Raw genomic sequence first — 977 nt, 5'->3', positions numbered from 1 at the left:
GATCCTGAACCTGCATCAGCATCCAATTCACCCGCCCCTCGCCTCCCCAACCCGCTGCCGCGCCGGCGCGCGCGTGCCAGCCAGTGCCGGTGTCGCCAATCTCATTCAGCGCCTCAGTTCCTACGCCTTGGATGTAGCTTGAGAACTTTTGTCTGCGTCGCCCCTCACTCCGCAATCGGTCTGCATCATAGACATCGAAAAGCCGCGATACGTTGCTCTCACTCATATCCCCACGCCTTTTGGACACCAGCCTGTGGTTACGTGTCCCGTCAAAGAAGCAGCCTATTGAAAGATCCACACCACAGTCGGATCCGGACTCCGACAATGACGCTGCATATCGCCCCGCTTCATTGGAACTGAGCTGCGTTGGTTGCTCTGACGTCGGAGTAGATACTCTTACCCTCACTATTCCGCCTCCTTGCCCGATGTTGCTTCCAGAAATTTCTTAATCTTTGCTAGATCACCGTTTCCATCACCGAAGTCAATGTCGTAAGCGAAGCCCGGATATCCTGGGGAGTAGGGAGTGGCCACGACCCGCACTTGATCACCCGGAAAGTAGAAGAAATAGATGAACCCATCAAGAAACGGCTCATAGGGCGCAACAAGAACGTCCTTCTCAACATAGCTTTTGGGATCCTTGATAAACATGCTGCTGGTGCGGTAGGCCACTGCCACTTTGAGCCCCGGATGCCAAAGACGAGGGAGCGTCACGCAGCAAGTGCGTCCGTTACTGCTGGCGTACGGTTGCATGCCGCCCCCCCATACGTCATTAATGAAGACTTTTCCAAGGCCTTCGTCGGAATAGTTGACGATGCCAATCTTCAAATGCATCTCCGGCGGAGCGTCGGTAATGTCGCGACCAGTATCAGGCTCAATGATGCGTGGCTTCGGGGGAGCTGCCGGTGGTGGACCGACCCTGCAATCCATGATCTTTAGTACTAGACCTGCCAAAGCAAACAGCGCCAGCCCGATCAGAA

Annotated in this window: 1 protein-coding gene and 1 pseudogene; both read right to left on the bottom strand. The window is 55.2% G+C overall.

What is annotated here, in order from left to right; all coding sequences use genetic code 11:
* Window positions 1-226: pseudogene (locus D5301_RS23965) on the bottom strand (hypothetical protein); the annotation flags it as partial.
* A 179-nt stretch (window positions 227-405) separates the two neighbouring features.
* Window positions 406-977 (bottom strand): DUF3304 domain-containing protein (locus D5301_RS23960; protein ID WP_153857082.1); only part of this gene is annotated, 572 nt, incomplete at its 5' end.

This window comes from Stenotrophomonas sp. MH181796, from assembly GCF_009659995.1.
Taxonomy (GTDB): domain Bacteria; phylum Pseudomonadota; class Gammaproteobacteria; order Xanthomonadales; family Xanthomonadaceae; genus Stenotrophomonas; species Stenotrophomonas riyadhensis.
Note: the sequence above shows the minus strand (reverse complement) of the source record. Positions and strands in the feature narration are given on the sequence as shown.